The organism is Aureimonas sp. Leaf454, assembly GCF_001424685.1.
Classification (GTDB): Bacteria; Pseudomonadota; Alphaproteobacteria; order Rhizobiales; family Rhizobiaceae; genus Plantimonas.
In genome coordinates this window covers 292,479-308,459 of sequence record NZ_LMQT01000023.1, presented here as the reverse complement: position 1 = coordinate 308,459, position 15,981 = coordinate 292,479, and the positions used below count along the sequence as shown (strand labels likewise).

The window sequence follows — 15,981 nt, the reverse complement described above, 5'->3', positions numbered from 1 at the left end:
GGGCAGGCCTCTTGTCCTTCGCGCTCCTGGCCGAGCAAATCCTGAATGGGCTCCAGTTCGGCGTCATGCTCTTCCTGATGTCGGCCGGTCTGACGCTCATCTTCGGCGTCATGGGGCTCATCAACCTCGCGCACGGCTCCTTCTACATGGTGGGAGCCTTCGCCTGCGCCGCGGTCGCGGCCGTCACCGGCTCGTTCTGGCTGGGGCTCCTCGCGAGCCTGGCGGGAGCCGCCGCGGCCGGGGCGCTCGTGGAGATCGCCATCGTCCGGCGGCTGTATCAGCGCGACCACCTGGATCAAGTGCTCGCCACCTTCGCGCTGATCCTCGTCTTTTCCGAAGGCACGCGCTGGCTCTTCGGCTCCTTTCCGCTCTACCTCACCATCCCGCCGCTCCTCGAGGGCGCGGCGACGCTGCCCGGCGGCCTCCAGTATCCGGTGTATCGCCTCGCCGTGATCGGCCTCGGCATCGCCATCGCGCTGGGGCTCTATGTCCTCATCTCCCGCACGCGGCTCGGCATGCGCATCCGCGCCGGCGAGGACGACCGTGAGATGATCGCCGCGCTCGGCGTGGACATCGGCCGGCTGAACACGATCGTCTTCGCGCTCGGGGCCGCGCTTGCGGGCCTTGCCGGCGCGACCGTCGGCGCGCTGCAATCGGTCCAGGTCGGCATGGGTGAGCCGGTGCTGATCCTTGCCTTCGTGGTGATCGTGATCGGCGGCATCGGCTCGGTGCGCGGCGCGCTGTTCGGCGCGATCCTTGTCGGGCTCGTTGATACGGCCGGGCGCTTCCTCCTGCCGCGGGCTGCCGGACTGTTCGTTCCGCCGGCCGACGCGGCCCTTGTCGGCAGCGGCCTTGCGTCCATGGCGATCTACGTCGTGATGGCCGTGATCCTGGCCTTCAGGCCGAAGGGGCTGTTTGCCATCCATGCCTGATCGGTCCCTGCTCGTCGCCCGCCGACTTCTGCCGAGCCTGGCGGTGATCGCCCTGCCGCTTGTCCTCGCGCTCTGGGCAAGCTTCGCCGGCCAGACGTTCTACATCACGCTCGCCGCCCGCATCGCGGTTCTCGGCCTCGCCGCGACGGGCCTCAATCTCGCGCTCGGCCTCGGCGGCCTCGTCTCGCTCGGCCATGCCGCCTTCTTCGGCATCGGCGGCTACCTCGTCGGCATCGTCGCCTCGCATGCCATGGAGGGCGGGCAACTCCCCTTCGGCTTGCCGGCCGTCGCGGAGATGGCCTATGTCTGGCTGCTCGCCGTGCTCGTCGCCGGCCTCTTCGCTCTCGTGATCGGCGCGATCAGCCTGCGCACCAGCGGCGTCGCCTTCATCATGATCACGCTCGCCTTCGCGCAGATGATCTTCTACCTCGCGATCGCCTGGCCGGGCTATGGCGGCGAGGACGGGCTGCCGATCGCCGTTCGCAACGGCTTCTTCGGCGTGCGAACCATGCGGCCCCTCAACTTCTTCCTGATCGCCTTCGGCCTCCTGTTGTTCGGGCTGGCGCTCTTTGCCGTTCTCAAGGCCTCGCGCTTCGGCGCGGCGCTGCAGGCGGCGCGGCAGAACGGGGTGCGCCTCGCCTCGCTCGGCATCGAGCCGTTCCGCATCCACCTCGTCGCCTTCGTCGTCTCCGGCATGATCACGGCGCTGGCCGGCGCTCTCTATGCCGAGCTCAACCGCTTCGTCAGCCCGTCCATGCTCTCCTGGCATCTCTCGGGCGAACTGATCGTGCTCGTGGTGCTGGGCGGCGTCGGGCGGCTCGCCGGACCGCTGGCCGGCGCGACCCTCTACGTCCTCCTCGAGCATTTTCTCGGCGCTCTGACGGAACGCTGGCAATTTTTCCTGGGCCTCGCGCTCATCGGCGTCGTCCTTGCCGGACGCGGCGGCATCATGAGCCTTCTTTCGCCGCGGAGCGCCCGACATGGCTGAGCCGATCCTTCGAGTCGCCAACCTCCGAAAGTCCTTCGGTGCCTTGAAGGTCACCGACGATGTCAGCCTCGAGCTTTGGCCCGGCGAGATCCATGCGCTGATCGGGCCGAACGGCGCGGGCAAGTCGACGCTGATCCACCAGATCTGCGGCTCGCTCGCGCCCGATGCCGGCACCATCCAATTCTGTGGGCGCGACGTCACCGCGCTCGGCACCGCCGAGCGGGCGCGGCGAGGGCTCGGCCGCACCTTCCAGGTCTCCGCGGTCGTCCCCGAATTCACCGCGCTCGCGCATGCGATGCTGGCGGTGCAAGCGCGGCAGGGAACGAGTTTCCGCTTCCTGAAGCCCGTCGCCTTCGACCGGTCGCTTCGCGAGCCGGCGCTGGCCGCGCTCGCCCGCGTCGGGCTCGATCGGCGCGCCGACATTCCGGCCGCGTCCCTCTCGCACGGTGAAAGGCGGCGGCTGGAGGTCGCGCTGGTCCTGGCGCTCGGCTCCAAGGCGCTCCTGATGGACGAGCCGATGGCCGGCATGGGCTCGGAGGGCTCGCGCGAATTGACGGCGCTGCTCGGGACAGCGCGCCTCGAGACGCCGATCCTGATGGTGGAGCACGACATGGACGCCGTCTTCGCCCTCGCCGACCGCATCTCCGTCCTCGTCTATGGACGGATCGTCGCGACCGGAACGCCCGCGGAAATCCGCCGCGATCCCGTGGTGCGCGAGGCCTATCTCGGCGCGGAGGCGGCATGACCGCGCTTCTCGACGTCCGCGACCTTTCCGCCTTCTACGGCGCGAGCCAAGCCCTGTTCAGCGTCGACGTCGCGCTGGGCGAAGGCGAGGTCGTGGCGCTCGCCGGGCGCAACGGCATGGGCAAGACCACGACGATCCGCTCGATCTGCGGGCTCGTATCGAGCCGCGCGCGAACCTTGCGTCTGGCCGGCTGCGACATCGCCGGCACCGCGCCGCACCGCATCGCAAGGCTCGGGATCGGACTCGTGCCGGAGGGAAGGCGTTGCTTCCGCTCGCTCAGCGTGCGCGAGAACCTTCTGGTCGCGGCGCGCAAGGGGCCGTGGACCCTGTCCCGCGTCGAAGCCCTGTTCCCCCGTCTGGCCGAGCGGCGCGACCAGTCGGCGGGGCTTCTGTCCGGCGGCGAGCAGCAGATGGTGGCGATCGGCCGCGCCCTGATGACCAATCCACGCCTTCTGATCCTCGACGAGGCCACGGAGGGTCTCGCGCCCCTGATCCGCAAGGAGATCTGGGCGGCCATTCACGCCTTGAAGGGCGAGCGCCTGGCGATTCTCGTCGTCGACAAGACCCTGTCCGAACTCCTGCCCATCGCTGACCGATGCGTGGTCCTCGAAAACGGTCGGACCGTCTGGACCGGCCATCCCGCCGACTTGAGCCGGGAGATGCAGGAGCGCTACCTCGGCGTCTGAACCGTCCGGGGGATCGACGGCAACGATCGTCTGCAAGGGAGGGCCGGGGCCGCCCGGATCGACCTGTTGGACGTTCGAACCGGCAGCGCTTTCCTCACCTCGAGGCGAAGGCCTCCCAAGCGACCGTCGTGCCGCAGAGACGCCGCGTGGCGTCCCGAGGCGTCAGCGTCGATGGCGTCGCCGGAAGCGGAAGGGATCGGGCGCGCAGCCGGGGACGTCGCCAGATCGGGTGTCGCCGTTCAGAGGCCGAGATGCCGCGAAAGGGTTCGATAGAGGCCGCTCGCGCGATCGTCGAAGCCGTCGAGGACGTCGAAATGGTGCCGGTTCGGCTCGATGACGAGCTCGGGCGAGAGCTGCGACCAGCGGGCGTGGAGTTCACGCGTCTGACGTTGGAATTCGGCGGTTTCATCGCCGCCGACGACGAGCGACAGGGCGGCCGGTGACGCGACCTTCTTGTCCGGCAGGCTGAGAGCCCGCGCCGTTGCCGGGTCGAGACGCAGCGCGTCGTTGAACGTGGTGCGCGTCAAGGGTTCGAGTTCGAAGATCCCGGAAACAGGCACCGCGGCTTTGAGGGGGCTTTCGGGGAGGCCGTGCGCCGCCCAATCCTGCGTCAGGAGATCGGCGCTGAGATATCCTCCCGCGGAATGGCCGCAGGCGACGAGCATCGCCCGTTCGTCGTCCGTCCAGACGTCCTGCCAGAGGGTGAGAAAGGCGCGTCTGATGCTGTCGACGATGGCGTCGAGCGTCACGTCGGGACAGAGCGGATAGTTCAAAAGAGCGACCGTGCAGCCGTCTTCGACCAGCCGTTCCGCGATGAAGGTGAACTCCTGCTTGTCGCGGGCCCGCCAGAACCCACCATGGATGAAGATCAGCGCCGCCCTTGGCGACGCCGGACGCAGGAGATCGAAGCGCTCGCGCGGATGGGGACCGTATCGGCGTTCCTCAACGGCGAGGCGCGATCTCGTCGCCGCCGCGCGCGCGTGCCAGCCATTGGTGACCGGAGCCATCTCGGTCAGCGTCAATGCGAGATTGTATTCGAGTTCCGTCCACTCGTCGATCGCCACCCGTCTACGCCTCCATCGCATCGCATCGCGCCTCGCAGGGGCCTGCATCAGACCTTGCGAGCGCCGGCCCTCGCACGGCGATCATCGGCCGATTCGGCCCAGGGGCAAAGCGCTTGCGACAGGATTTCACGGCCGTCCCCAAGGGGACGGCGGACCTCCCGTGTGTTTTGGATAGGACATGCGCAATCTGGACAGACAGGACGTCGGCGCAGGAGCATCCTGCCTCCAGCGCGTCTCAAGCGCCCGATCGAGATCAAAGAGGTCAGCATGTCCGAACTTGAAAAAGGCATCACCCTGAACGGCGCCTCCGAAGCCGGGAAGACCTGGAACATTCTCGGCCAGGTCTATCTTCCCAAGGCGATCGGCGCGTCGACCTTTGCCTTCGAGACCAACAGTCTTCCCGGCCAGTTCGTGCCCGTCCACATCCATCCGACGCAGGACGAGTTCATCCTGGTCCAGGAAGGCGTGCTCGACCTCAAGCTCGACGGCGTTTGGACCAAGGCCGGACCCGGCGATCTCGTGAAGATGCCGCGCGGCATTCCGCACGGCTATTTCAACAAGTCCGACAAGCCGGCGCGCGCGCTCTTCTGGGTGTCGCCCGCAGCCAAGCTCGTGGAACTCTTCGAGCAACTCGACGGCTTGGCCGATCCGGCCGAGGTCGTGCGGATCTCGGCGGAGCACGAGGTCGACTTTCTGCCGCCCGAAGCCAACGAGTGACGTCGGCATCCGTCGCCCCTAGCCCAGCCGGACGAGACCCGGCGGCCTAGACCTGTCCAGCAACCATCCGGAGCCGGCATTCCCGGCGGTCCCTCGGGGCCGCCGATGGCGAAGCCGCGCCGTCTTCCCTCCCGAAAGAGTCGGCAGAACATGGTCCAGAAGAAGAACGTATGCGTCATCGGCGCCGGTGTCAGCGGTATCGCCGCCGCCCGGACCTTCAAGCGGCGCGGCCATCGGGTGACGATCGTCGAGCGCAGCGATGGCTTCGGAGGCGTCTGGGAGCCGCAGCGCTCCTATCCGGAGGTTCAGACCCAGAGCCCGAAGTCTCTCTACCGCTACACCGACAAGGCGATGCCGGCGGACTATCCGGAATGGCCGAAGGGACCGCAGGTCCACGCCTATCTCAAGTCCTATGCCGAAGACCATGGGCTCACATCGCTCCTGCGGACGCGGACGGTGGTTCGCGGAATGGAGAAGCGGCAGGGCGCGCCGGGCTGGACGCTCGACATCGAGGCGCCGGACGGGACGAGCGCGCGCGAGAATTACGATTTCGTCGTGATCGCGACCGGCCAGTTCAACGAGAGAAACGTTCCGACGCATCCGGGGGAGGCGGCCTTCGTCGAGGCCGGCGGCACGGTGATGCACTCCTCGCTCTACGACAGAGCCGATCGCGCGCGAGGCCGCGACGTCGTCGTGCTCGGCGGCTCGAAATCGGCGACCGACATTGCCGTCAATGCCGTTAAGTCCGGGGCGCGATCGGTGACGATGGTCTATCGGGAACCGGTCTGGCGCGTGCCTTACTTCATCGGCGGGCTCGTGAACTTCAAGCGCATCCTCTACATCCGCGCGCAGGAGGAGATGTTTCCGGGCTGGGGCATCGGGCGCGGCGCGAAGCTCGCCCATGCCATCGCAAAGCCTTTCGTGTGGGCGAACTGGCGCGGCCTCGAGGCGCTCCTGAAGACCCAGCAGAAGCTGAAGAGATGCAAGATGACGCCGCGCGTGCCGATCGAGCGCAGCATCAACTGCTCCGTCCCCATCGCCACGCCCGGCTTTTTCGACATGGTGGCCAGCGGTCGGATCCGCGGCATCGAGGGCACGTTCTCGCGCTACGAGCCCGGCCTCGTGCATATGACCGGCGGCGAGGCCGTCCCGGCGGACGTCGTCGTTCAGGCGACCGGCTTCAAGCTCGGCGTGCCCTTCCTTCCGCCCCACTATGCCGAGAAACTCGTCGAACCCGACGGGCAATATCGGCTGCATCGGCTCATCGCCAATCCCAACATCCCCGATCTCGGTTTCGTCGGCTTCAATTCGAGCTTCTGCACGGTCCTGTGCGCCGATCTCGCGGCGGAATGGCTGGTCCGATACGCAGACGGCAAGCTGGTGCGCGATACCACGCACGAGGCGATGACCAAGGCGATCGAGGTCTCGTTGAAATGGCGCCGCACGGAGCGCCCGGCGGCAGCGGTCTATGGCGGCCTCTGCGTCGCACCCTACCACTTCAAGCATTTCGACGAATTGATCGGCGACATGGGCGCCCGGATCACCCGGCGAAATCCGCTCGCGGAAAAATTCCTGCCGCCGGACGCCGACGCCTACTCACGCTTTCTCGCGTCGACGCCGACCTACACCGTGACATGACCCGTCGAACGGACAAGGCGGCGGTCGTGTCCTGCGAAACGCCGAAGCGTTCCGTCGAGCGGGTCTGAGGTCTTCGGCCGACCGCGATGTGGATAGAGCGCCGCGTCATCTGGATAGAGATCCGTCCGCCGCCCCGCGACAATCATGACCTTGGGGAAGTCGGTGCGGCGAGCGTCGTAAGGGCTTGTCCCAAGGATAATCGTGTCGTCGCCGCGATGATCTCGTCTTCCGGCGCATTCTGGGGAACGCCATGACCTTCGAACGAGCCAGATCAAAACGGGCAGCGCCGACGCGTTGCGCCCCTGCGGCCGCTTTCCTCTCGGCCCTCCTCTCGCCGCTCTCCGCGGTGGCGCTGGAATCGAACCCACCCTATCCGATCGGCGTCGATACCCTCTACGCCGCCGCCTATCCGCCGGTGACGGGTCTCCTCCTCAACACCTATTCGCTCTACTACAGCGCCGACACGTTCAAGGACGTCAACGGCAATGAGACGCTCGCCGATTTCGACCTCGACATCGCGGTTCAGGCGTTTCGCGTCGTCGGCACCTGGGACGCCGAAATTCTCGGTGCTCGGCCGATCAGCTACCTCATTCTGCCCGGCTTCCACATGGACGGGGCTCTATCGCCGGTGGCGGGCCTCAATTTCGAGGACGAACGCTTCGCCGTCGGCGACATCAGCTTCGGCCAGCTTCTGCAATGGACCTCGGGGCCTTGGTCCCTCACGGCGGGCGCCGAGATCTATGCGCCGACCGGCTCCTACAAGGAGGATCGGACCTTCAACGTCGGCACCAATGTCTGGACCTTCTATCCGCAGGTCGCCGCCACCTACATGGACGCGTCGAACAACCATGCGAGTTTGAAGCTGCAATACGGCTTCCAGACGGAGAACGACGCCACCGGCTACCAGAACGGCCAGCATGCCATCATCGAAGCTGCCGTCGGCATCGGGGCGACGCAGCAGCTGGGGCTGGACCTCGCCGGCTTTGCGCTTCTCCAGACGACCGACGACGAGATCGCCGGCGCACGGGATCCCGCGAAGGGCGGCCGGACCCGCCTGTTCGGCATCGGGCCGCAATTGCGCTACAATTTCAACGGCGGGGCGCTCACGGCGAAGTGGCAGACGGAATTCGGTGCGCGCAACACGGCCGAAGGCAATCGCTTCTGGTTCCAGCTCGGGATTCCGCTTTCGGTCAAGGCGCCGACCGCAGATCCCATCGACATCCCGGGATAATTCCGCCCGGCCGTTGCGCCGTTTCGATCCGACACGCCGTGGCGTCCTCGCGCCGCGGCGTGTCGTCTTTCGGGCGGGCGGTCCCTGTCCCCCGCCGGTGGCGCTCGCGAAGGCAATTTCGCAGAAAACGTTCGTCGTGGATGCAAATACTTTAGGCATATAATATATTGCGCAGGGAAGGGGCGTGACGTACTCTGTGAGCTGTCGCGTGCCGTGCGCACAGCCTCAGCTCAATTGGATGATGCGATCCATGGTTGGCCTGCTGGACAAGTATCTCGCCGGTTCCAACCTCGTGGATACGCGATCCCCCGAGGATGCGCGCGAGCAGATCGGCCGTATCTTCTGCCCACACTTCCTGCTTCCCTCCGCCGCTCGACCGGCTGGATTCCACGCCCGGCACCGCTCCGTTTCGCAGAACCGCTATTCGGTCAACATCGTGTCCTACGGCGACGAGGTCGAGATCGATCCCGGCGAACTCGGCTCGTTCTTCCTGCTGCAGATCCCCGTGCAGGGTGAGGCTCGCGTCCGTTGCGGCGCCTCCACGGTGGAGAGCCAAGCCGGACGGACGGCGACGCTCTTGTCTCCGACCTTGCCGACGCGGATGACCTGGTTCGAGGGCTGCGAACAGCTCATCGTCCTTTTGGAGCGCTCCGCCCTGGAGGCCCATTGCGCGAACCTTGTCGGGCTTGATCTGGGCCCGCTCGAATTCGAGGCAGCGATCGATCTCCAGGGGCCGGTCGGCGCAGCCATCGAACGGCACGCCCGACTGATGCTCGAATGCGCCGACCGGTCGAGTGCGGTGGGTGACATCTATCTCGGCATGCTGCGCGACGGTCTGGCGTCGCTGCTCGTCACGGGCCTCAGGAACAGCGCGAGCGATCAGTTCGCCCGTCGCTCGGACGTGTCCGCGCCGAGCACCGTGCGCGCCGCCGAGGCGTGGCTGGAGGCCAATGCCGGCAGGTCTTTCGCGATGGCTGACCTTGCCGCGGCGGTCGGCGTCAGCCTGCGTTCGCTGCAGGACGGCTTCAGGCGTCACCGCGGCGTCACGATCAGCGAAAGCCTGCAATCCATGCGTCTGTTGCGCTTTCGCGCAGAACTGCTGCGGGCCGCCCCCTTTTCCAGCGTCGCCAGCCTGGCCTTCTCGTCAGGCCTCACCCATCTCGGCCGCGCCGCGGCGGACTATCGCAAGCTCTATGGCGAGTCGCCGTCGGAAACGTTGAAAGGCGGTATCGCGACCTCGAGGCGTCCAACGCCGCTCGGGGCGGCGGTCCCGGTGCCCGCCACCCTGTCCGGCCTTCGGGGCTGATGCGGCGCAGGGAGATGCAAACGAGGTGGCGCCCCAGCCGAAGCGGCTGAGACCGTGACCGTCTGGCGGCCCTGCGCGACCGTCGGCAGGCGGTCCTTTCGCCGGCGTGGCGTCAGCCGTCGTGACCGAGACGCGCGAGCGGCTGACGGCATGGTTCTCGGGACGCGGCGGCAGAGGCGCCCGATCAGGACGTTTCGCTCGACAGGCGTCGCCCGATCTGGACAGCGCGTTGCAGTCCGTCCGCCTCGCTGGCCGCATCGAGCGGCAGGAGGAGGTCCAATCCCGCAGCCTGAATGCCGCAGTAGCCGAAGACGCCCTGCACGATCTGCGTGTTCAGGACGTCGAGATAGCCCCGGCGCTCGTAGGTGCCGCGATCCGCACCGCCGATCGCGACGACCTGCCCCTTCAGCCGAACCAGCAGCTGGGTCGTTCCCTGCTCGGGGTCGTCGATATACGCCCAGCCGGACGTGAAGACGCGATCGATCCAACCCTTCATGACGGCCGGCATGGACCACCAGTAGACTGGGAACACCAGCACCAGCACGTCGGCCCTGTCGACGCGTCGCTGTTCGAACCGAATGTCGTCCCCGTGCCCGGCTCGCCCCTTGAAAGAGTCGTGGTCGGCCATGGTGAACCGGGGATCGAAGCCCTCGGCCGCGAGATCGACGATCTCGTGCGTGGTGCCCGGCTCGGTCTCCAGCCCGGCGACGAGACGAGCGATCACCGCATGGGTGTAGGACCGGGGATCGGGATGGGCGACAACGATGAGGATATGCATGCACGGTCCTTCGTCTCTGGGCGGGAGCCGCCGGAGCCTGCGCACCGAAGCGGTGGCCGCGGGACGGTCGGATCAGGCCACCGGGATCCGGGCGATCACCTTGATCTCGAAGTCGAAGCCGGAGAGCCAGTTGACGCCGACGGCCGTCCAGTTCGGGTAGGGCGCCTGCGGAAAGGCTTCGCGCTTGACCTCCATGACCGTCGGGAACTGGTTTTCCGGGTCGGTGTGGAAGGTCGTGACGTCGAGGATGTCGTCGAACGTGCAGCCCGCAGCCTGGAGAACGGCCTCGAGATGGGCGAAGGCCCGGCGCACCTGTGCCGCGAAGTCCGGCTCGGCCGACCCGTCGGCGCGGCTTCCGACCTGACCGGACACGAACAGGAGGTCGCCGGACCGGATGGCGGCGGAGTAACCGTGCTTTTCGTAGAGAGCGTGGCGATCGGCGGGGAAAACAGGTTCCGGCTTCGTCATGTCGTGATCCTTCGTGATCGGAAACGTCTGCGCGATGGCGCGCATGGCGGCAGCCCGGCTCGTTCGGCCGTGGTCTATCCTCGGTGGGGCATTTGATATACGACGTGTATGCGGAGTTATCTCACATACGAGCCGTATGTCAACTGACCCAGACGTTCCCGTCGAAAAGCAAGGAGCCGTGATGCGCGCGAGCCGTCGTTCCGAGACGATGGAGGAGAACCGCGCCAAGCTTCTTCGGGCGGCCCGGCACGCCTTCGCGACGAAAGGCTTTTCCGCTGCGTCGATGGACGAACTGACCGCCGATGCGGGCCTGACGCGCGGGGCGCTCTATCACAATTTCGGCGACAAGAAGGGCCTGCTGGCAGCGGTCGTGGCCCAAGTCGATGGTGAGATGGCCGCGAGCGCCAGGAAGGTTGCCGAGGCTGCTCCGAGCGCCTGGGAGGCTCTGCTGGCGGAGGGCACCGCCTATATCGAGATGGCGCTGGATCCGCAGGTTCGACGGATCGTGCTTCTCGACGGGCCGGCCGTCCTCGGAGATCCATCGACCTGGCCGAGCCAGAATGCCTGCCTCGAACTCACGCGGCAGGCGGTCGCCGGACTTGTCGCCGGCGGGGTGATGAAGCCCGTCGACGTCGAGGCCGCTGCCCGTCTCCTCAGCGGCGCTGCCCTCAATGCCGCTCTCTGGGTGGCCGCCAGCGACGAGCCGCGCGCCGTCCTGCCCAAGGCGATCGAAGCCTTCCGCGCGATGGCGACGGGCCTTCTGGCGGAGCCGACGTCGCGCCCATCCTGACGCGCAGACGTCGAAGCGAGCGGGCGGTCACGTCGCGTCCTTGCCGGGCGAAAGCCTGGCCAGCCGTTCGCGCAAGGCCGGGGCGGCGGCGTCGAGGAAGCGGCGCAGCTTGAGGGGCATCTGCCCCCGCGAGGCGTGGACGAGATGAACCGGGACCGGTTCGGGTTCGAAGTCTTCGAGGACGAGTTGCAGCCGTCCGTCCCCGACCGGCTCGACCACCTGATAGTGCAGCAGCCGAACGATCCCGATGCCTCGCATTGCCGCGTCGACCGCCGCCTCCGTCGTCGTCACGGAAAGGCGCGGCGTCGATCGGACGTCGATGGGCGCCGCGTGGCTCGCCGGATGGAACCGCCCGTTCGCGTCCGGCATCGGGCCGTCCGTCGCAACGGCGGGCAGGTCGCGCAGGTCTTCGGGGATCGAAGGGACGCCGTGTTTCGCCAGGAACGCCGGGCTCGCCGCTGTGACGATGCGCATGGTTCCGACCCGTGTCGCGACCAGGGCGCTATCCGCCAGTCGGCCGATGCGAACCGCCATGTCGACATGGTCGTCGACGAGATGGATGTTGCGATCGGCGAGGCGCAGCCGAATGTTGATGTGCGGGAACTGATCGAGAAAGTCCGCAACGACCGGCAGGACGTGGAGGCGGCCGAACTGGAGCGGGGCGGTCACGACGAGCTCTCCCTTCGGCTCGAAGAACTCGCCGGCGGCTTCGCGCTCGGCGCCTTCCAGATCGTCGAGGATGCGCCGGGCCGCCGCGAGATAGGCGATGCCGGCGTCGGTGAGCGTCAGGCTCCGCGTGGTGCGGACCAGGAGCTTCGTTCCGAGCCGTGTCTCGAGGTCGGAGATCTTGCGACTGAGCGTCGGCACGGGAACGCGCAAGGACCGGCTTGCGGCCGAGAGGCTTCCGCGGTCCACCGCCTCGCGCAACAGGGTCATGGCTTCGAAGCGGTCCATTCGTCTTTCCGGTTTCCGGGAAGGTGATTTGCGATCCTGCTGCATTCCGCCGATCGAAGGAAAGGGACATCTCTCGTCACGAAGAGCCAGCCGGCTCGCAACCTCTGGACCAACGCCCATGTCCTACGGCTTCCTCGACATCGCCATCACGCCCAGCGTGCGCGCCGCGCAAGTCGCCATGGGCACCGACCACGTCTGGCGCGACTTCGCGGGCGAGCGGACGTTCGATCGCTTCGGCGCGAACGAGACGGCCTTCATCGCCGAGCGCGACAGCTTCTACATGGCCACCGCTTCCCAGACCGGCTGGCCTTACGTGCAGCACCGAGGCGGTCCGCGCGGCTTCCTGAAGCTCGTCGACGACCGGACGCTGGCCTTTGCCGATTACGCGGGCAACCGGCAGTACATCAGCACCGGCAATCTCGCGGCCGACAGCCGAGCCTGTCTGATCCTGATGGATTATCCGCGTCGCGCGCGACTGAAGATCTATGCGCATGCCGACATGGTCGCACCGGACGCCGAACCGGCGCTCGTCGATCTCGTCACAGTTCCCGGCTACCGGGCGAGGATCGAGCGCATCGTCCGGCTGCGGCTCGAAGCCTTCGACTGGAACTGCCCGCAACACATCGTCCCGCGCTTCACGCAAGCCGAGATCGACGAGGCGATCCGACCCTTGCACGATCGGCTCGCCGCACTCGAAGCCGAGAACGCCGCGCTGCGGGCGGCGTCGGCTCCCACGACGCACCATCAAGGAGAGCGAGCATGACAGAGGTTCGCGTTCGGACCGTCCACGTCGACGGCGTTGCGGTCTTCTATTGCGAAGCAGGCGACCGCTCGAATCCGACGGCGCTGCTCCTGCACGGCTTTCCCTCGTCGAGCCATATGTTCCGCGATCTCATTTCTCTGCTCGCCGACCGCTTCCATCTCGTCGCGCCCGACCTTCCCGGCTTCGGCCAGACGAAGACGCCGCCGCGCGGAGCGTTCGACTATATGTTCGATCGTCTCGCCGATCACTCGACGAGGCCGAACATCGGGCCGTATCCGCCGTGCCAGGACACGTCGTCACGATCGAATGCAGGCGAAAAGATCCCGGCGCCGCGACCGCCATCGAGGAACAGGGCGTTCGCACAGGAGAGGTGATCCCGGAACAGCCGCGCGAAGTCGTGGAAGTTGACCTCCGTTTCGCTGATCGCGAACCGAACGTGCCCGTTTTCGCAGACGCCGACGCCGCTGCGCCGTGTTCGATCGGTGGAACCTGGAATGAGCGCGGGATGCAGACGCCCCTCGATGACCAGCATCGGCCCCGACTGCGTCGCGAACCGAGCGTCCGGCCGTTCCCTCGCGAACGCGTCCGTCGTGAGGATGCCCGCGCTCGTCTTCCCCAGGACGAAGACGCCGTTCGGCTTTTTGTAGAAGTTCGGCACCTGGCCGGGCGGCCCGTCGATCACCGTCGTATCGGCCGGCCGGAGTTCCTCGCCGTTCTCGATGTAGAGGCCGACAGGCGAGAAGTCGGTCCGGTACATGCCGGCATTCATCGCGACGACGAGTCGTCCGCCGTCCGCCTCAACGGATCGCGCCAGATGGGCGAAGCTGCGATAGGGAGCGCCCTCGCGGTCCCGCCAGAACAGACGGAGGTCGGAGGCCGCCGGGTCGATCGTGCAGACGACATAGTCCGCATTCTCGAAGCGGTCCTCCCTGCACGTCTCCGCCCTGGCGGCCCCCGCGCCGGCGACGAGCATCGCCCATGCCAACCACCCGAACCGCCACGTCATGCGTGCCGCCTTCGTTTCCCCGCGCCGTCGGCGGCATCGTTCGATCACGGTCTGATCCCTATTCTGGCGGGCGTCGCTCTGCGGGCGATGAGGGGAGGGCTGCACGACATTCTCTCTTCGGTTGCCTGCTTCGGTCGGCCGGCGCCACCAAGGCAGGCGCTGCGCTCTCAATCGGCAAGGCCAAGCTGCTGCCGGGTCACGGAAGCGGCATTGTAGCAGTGGAACGAGGCAACCTTGCCATTTTCCAGATGGAACACGTCGCAGCACGGCACGTCGATCGTCCGGCCCGTCGGCGCCAAGCGTCCCGACGGAAGCGGCAACTCGCCCTTGTGCGTTCCGCGAATGGCGAGCTCGACGACGACGACGTTCCCCGTGACGTAGATCTGGAACAGCTCGCGGTGGATATCGGGAAAGGCCGTGGTGAGCGCGCCGATGTGGTCGCCGATGGCCTTGCCGCGCAGCGTCTTTCCGGCGGGAATGTCGGTCATGTATCCATTCTCGGAGAAGGCGGAAACGAACGTCTCCCGATCGAACCCGTCTCCTTCCGCGACGGCGTAGAGTTCGCGAATGATCGTCTCGTTGTCACGCATGGCGCGCCCTTTCGATGTTCGAGTGTCGGTGCCGCGGCCGCCGGTCGGCACGTTGGCCAACCGTCTCTGCGTCGGTCTAGATCTGCGCCTGTCCGCCATCGGCGAAGAGTTCGCTGCCATTGACGAAGCTGCTCTCGTCGCACGCCAGAAACAGCGCGGCGGCAGCCGTTTCGTCGGGTGTCCCCATCCGGCCAAGCGGGACCTGCGCCTCCATCGCCGCGACGAAGGCTCGCTTCTCTTGCGCGGTTGAGGAGAGGCCGTGCAGCCCCGGCGTCGAGGTGGGACCGGGAACAAGCACGTTCACACGGATCCGGCGCGGTGCCAGGTCGAGGATCCAGCTCCGGGCGAAACTGCGGATCGCCGCCTTGCTGGCACCGTAGACGCTGAAGGCCGGCGAGCCCGTGCTGGCCGCCGTGGAGCCGGTCAGGATCACGGAGGCTCCATCGACGAGAAGCGGCAGCGCCTTCTGTACGGTGAACAGCGTTCCCTTGACGTTCGTCGCGAAGGTCTTTTCGTAATCCTCTTCCGTGATCTGGGAGAGGGCGGCGAAGCGGCCGCCGCCGGCATTGGCGAACAGCACGTCGATCCGACCGGCTTCCGCCCGCACGACGTCGTAGAGACGATCGAGATCGGCAAGATTCGCGATGTCGCCCGCCACGCCCCGGGCGCCGTTGCCGACCTCGGCCACCGCGGCGTCGAGTTCGCGCTGCCGCCGTCCGGTCATAAACACGCGGGCGCCTTCCTGCGCGAAACGTTTGGCGCTCGCCAGCCCGATGCCGCTGTTGGCACCGGTGATGATCGCGATCTTGTTGTCGAGTCTGCCCATCGTCGCCTCCTCTTGAGATGACCGCGATATAGACAGGCACTAATATGGCAACTAGTACATACCAAAAGGTAAGGGTGGGAATGGACGTGAGCGCAAGTGATCCCGACTGCGGCCTCGACGTCGCGCTGGCCGTTCTGGGCGGCAAGTGGAAGCCGCTGATCCTCTATCATCTCGGGCATGGACCGAAGCGGTTCGGTGACCTTCGGCGCCTGGTGACGGGCATCAGCGAGAAGGTGCTGATCCAACAGTTGCGCGAGTTGGTCGCGTCCGGCGTGCTGGTCAGGCACGACTACCGAGAGGTGCCGCCGAAGGTCGACTACACCGTGACGCCCTTCGGCCAGACCCTTGTCGATGCTCTCCGGCCGCTGTGCGCATGGGGAACGGCGCACCGTCTCCAGGTCGAGGCGACGCTGAAGAACGCCGCGGCCGGTCAGGCACCCGCCAAGACGTCGCCATGATTTCGAATGGCGCTGGCCGGACGCGGGAGGCCCGCCTCGAC

The 15,981-nt window shown here is 67.0% G+C and carries 18 protein-coding genes and 1 pseudogene; 12 read left to right on the top strand and 7 right to left on the bottom strand.

Annotation, left to right across the window (positions count from 1 at the left end):
• Positions 1 to 11: 11 nt before the first annotated feature.
• Genes ASG43_RS19180 through ASG43_RS19165 form a run of 4 tightly spaced genes read left to right on the top strand, consistent with a single transcriptional unit; the run spans position 12 to position 3,351 of the window.
• On the top strand, positions 12 to 932 hold the full coding sequence (locus ASG43_RS19180) for a branched-chain amino acid ABC transporter permease (protein WP_056508329.1): 921 nt from the start codon (positions 12 to 14) through the stop codon (positions 930 to 932).
• Positions 925 to 1,920, top strand: a complete 996-nt coding sequence (locus ASG43_RS19175) for a branched-chain amino acid ABC transporter permease (protein ID WP_056508327.1) — start codon at positions 925 to 927, stop codon at positions 1,918 to 1,920. Before ASG43_RS19180 ends, ASG43_RS19175 begins: the two co-directional genes overlap by 8 nt.
• Complete coding sequence (locus ASG43_RS19170) at positions 1,913 to 2,665, top strand: ABC transporter ATP-binding protein (RefSeq protein WP_056508325.1); 753 nt, start codon at positions 1,913 to 1,915, stop codon at positions 2,663 to 2,665. The genes ASG43_RS19175 and ASG43_RS19170 overlap by 8 nt, the downstream gene beginning before the upstream one ends.
• Positions 2,662 to 3,351 (top strand): ABC transporter ATP-binding protein, encoded by a 690-nt coding sequence (locus ASG43_RS19165; RefSeq protein ID WP_056508323.1) that lies wholly within the window; start codon positions 2,662 to 2,664, stop codon positions 3,349 to 3,351. Before ASG43_RS19170 ends, ASG43_RS19165 begins: the two co-directional genes overlap by 4 nt.
• A 239-nt stretch (positions 3,352 to 3,590) precedes the next feature.
• On the opposite strand, the gene ASG43_RS19160 is transcribed toward ASG43_RS19165, so the two are convergent.
• Positions 3,591 to 4,415, bottom strand: a complete 825-nt coding sequence (locus ASG43_RS19160; RefSeq protein ID WP_056508322.1) for an alpha/beta hydrolase — start codon at positions 4,413 to 4,415, stop codon at positions 3,591 to 3,593.
• A gap of 267 nt (positions 4,416 to 4,682) precedes the next feature.
• On the opposite strand from ASG43_RS19160, the gene ASG43_RS19155 reads away from it, so the two are divergent.
• From ASG43_RS19155 to ASG43_RS19140, 4 genes are all read left to right on the top strand, one after another.
• Positions 4,683 to 5,132 carry a cupin domain-containing protein gene (locus tag ASG43_RS19155; RefSeq protein ID WP_056508320.1) on the top strand — a complete coding sequence of 150 codons (450 nt, stop codon included), beginning with the start codon at positions 4,683 to 4,685 and terminating at the stop codon, positions 5,130 to 5,132.
• A gap of 150 nt (positions 5,133 to 5,282) precedes the next feature.
• Positions 5,283 to 6,770 carry an NAD(P)/FAD-dependent oxidoreductase gene (locus ASG43_RS19150; protein ID WP_056508318.1) on the top strand — a complete coding sequence of 496 codons (1,488 nt, stop codon included), beginning with the start codon at positions 5,283 to 5,285 and terminating at the stop codon, positions 6,768 to 6,770.
• A 250-nt stretch (positions 6,771 to 7,020) separates the two neighbouring features.
• On the top strand, positions 7,021 to 8,001 hold the full coding sequence (locus tag ASG43_RS19145) for a transporter (protein ID WP_056508316.1): 981 nt from the start codon (positions 7,021 to 7,023) through the stop codon (positions 7,999 to 8,001).
• A gap of 250 nt (positions 8,002 to 8,251) precedes the next feature.
• Positions 8,252 to 9,307, top strand: coding sequence for an AraC family transcriptional regulator (locus ASG43_RS19140; RefSeq protein WP_082491054.1), 1,056 nt, complete (start codon positions 8,252 to 8,254; stop codon positions 9,305 to 9,307).
• A gap of 184 nt (positions 9,308 to 9,491) precedes the next feature.
• On the opposite strand, the gene ASG43_RS19135 is transcribed toward ASG43_RS19140, so the two are convergent.
• Both ASG43_RS19135 and ASG43_RS19130 read right to left on the bottom strand, forming a co-directional pair.
• Entirely contained in the window at positions 9,492 to 10,085 is a 594-nt protein-coding gene (locus tag ASG43_RS19135) for an NAD(P)H-dependent oxidoreductase (protein ID WP_056508314.1), read from the bottom strand.
• 72 nt (positions 10,086 to 10,157) lie between these two features.
• A complete protein-coding gene (locus tag ASG43_RS19130) occupies positions 10,158 to 10,553 on the bottom strand; it encodes a RidA family protein (RefSeq protein WP_056508430.1) in 396 nt (131 codons plus the stop codon).
• Between the two features lie 181 nt (positions 10,554 to 10,734).
• On the opposite strand from ASG43_RS19130, the gene ASG43_RS19125 reads away from it, so the two are divergent.
• Entirely contained in the window at positions 10,735 to 11,343 is a 609-nt protein-coding gene (locus ASG43_RS19125; RefSeq protein WP_244488162.1) for a TetR/AcrR family transcriptional regulator, read from the top strand.
• 27 nt (positions 11,344 to 11,370) lie between these two features.
• Here the strand turns inward: ASG43_RS19125 and ASG43_RS19120 are convergent, their stop codons facing one another.
• Positions 11,371 to 12,297 (bottom strand): LysR family transcriptional regulator, encoded by a 927-nt coding sequence (locus ASG43_RS19120; RefSeq protein WP_056508312.1) that lies wholly within the window; start codon positions 12,295 to 12,297, stop codon positions 11,371 to 11,373.
• 118 nt (positions 12,298 to 12,415) lie between these two features.
• On the opposite strand from ASG43_RS19120, the gene ASG43_RS19115 reads away from it, so the two are divergent.
• The gene (locus tag ASG43_RS19115; protein WP_056508310.1) at positions 12,416 to 13,060 is read left to right on the top strand and encodes a pyridoxamine 5'-phosphate oxidase family protein; all 645 of its coding nucleotides are present in this window, start codon (positions 12,416 to 12,418) and stop codon (positions 13,058 to 13,060) included.
• Positions 13,057 to 13,302 (top strand): annotated as a pseudogene (locus ASG43_RS22365) (alpha/beta fold hydrolase); the annotation flags it as partial. The gene ASG43_RS19115 and the pseudogene ASG43_RS22365, both read left to right, overlap by 4 nt.
• Positions 13,303 to 13,304: 2 nt before the next feature.
• On the opposite strand, the gene ASG43_RS19105 reads toward ASG43_RS22365, so the two are convergent.
• The 3 genes from ASG43_RS19105 to ASG43_RS19095 all read right to left on the bottom strand — a co-directional run bounded on the left by ASG43_RS19105 (position 13,305) and on the right by ASG43_RS19095 (position 15,482).
• On the bottom strand, positions 13,305 to 14,066 hold the full coding sequence (locus tag ASG43_RS19105) for a phosphodiester glycosidase family protein (protein WP_056508306.1): 762 nt from the start codon (positions 14,064 to 14,066) through the stop codon (positions 13,305 to 13,307).
• A 167-nt stretch (positions 14,067 to 14,233) separates the two neighbouring features.
• Positions 14,234 to 14,656 (bottom strand): ester cyclase, encoded by a 423-nt coding sequence (locus ASG43_RS19100; protein ID WP_056508303.1) that lies wholly within the window; start codon positions 14,654 to 14,656, stop codon positions 14,234 to 14,236.
• A 76-nt stretch (positions 14,657 to 14,732) separates the two neighbouring features.
• Complete coding sequence (locus tag ASG43_RS19095; protein ID WP_056508301.1) at positions 14,733 to 15,482, bottom strand: SDR family oxidoreductase; 750 nt, start codon at positions 15,480 to 15,482, stop codon at positions 14,733 to 14,735.
• Positions 15,483 to 15,562: 80 nt separating this feature from the next.
• Between ASG43_RS19095 and ASG43_RS19090 the strand changes: the two genes are divergently transcribed.
• Positions 15,563 to 15,940: a helix-turn-helix domain-containing protein gene (locus ASG43_RS19090; protein ID WP_056508300.1), complete on the top strand. Its 378-nt coding sequence runs from the start codon at positions 15,563 to 15,565 to the stop codon at positions 15,938 to 15,940.
• The last annotated feature ends 41 nt before the right edge of the window (positions 15,941 to 15,981 follow it).